The 520-nt window shown below is 51.3% G+C and carries 1 protein-coding gene; it reads right to left on the bottom strand.

All coding sequences use genetic code 11. The features are described 5' to 3' along the window. Positions 1 to 358, bottom strand: a 358-nt coding sequence (locus tag E1163_RS00100) for an acyl carrier protein (RefSeq protein WP_246223437.1), incomplete at its 3' end; no start/stop codon positions are given. Positions 359 to 520 lie beyond the last annotated feature (162 nt).

The following is a 520-nucleotide window of genomic DNA, read 5'->3' as shown; positions in this document are numbered from 1 at the left end:
TAACGGCGATATCAAAATCTCCTGTATCGGCTTGCTCTGCTCTCAACGCTTTTGATGAGGGTGCTTCTGGTTCACTCGTCAGCGGTACTGCCGCAGGGGTGGAATCAAAGCTGATGGATACCGGGGAAGAGGATAGGACTTCTTCATGGTCTGCAACCGGTTCGTCAGAAACGGATTGATGAAGGGGTTCCAGGTACGTGGACAACGAACTGATCGTGTCATATTCAAATAATACGGTCGTATCAAGGGTGCCGTAGCGCTCGCTTAGTTTTTTGGTCAACTCCATCACCAGAAGGGAGTCCACACCGTATTCTGTAAAGGTCTTGTCTTCTTCAAGGGATTCAGGTGATAGTTTCAAACTGCTGCCGATGAGTTCCTTCAGGGTAGCTTTTACCGTGCTGCCTCCTGACGGGGTGCGTGCCGGACGAACCGATGACGCTGCTGGTGATGGTGATGGCTTTGATACGGGTACTGCAGATGGACGAGGGGCCTGAATCTTTGGCTGTACCCGCTCTATGAT

This window comes from Fulvivirga kasyanovii (assembly GCF_009711405.1).
GTDB lineage: Bacteria > Bacteroidota > Bacteroidia > Cytophagales > Cyclobacteriaceae > Fulvivirga > Fulvivirga kasyanovii.
The sequence above is the reverse complement of the archived record's forward strand: the minus strand, read 5'-3'. Positions and strand labels throughout refer to the sequence as shown.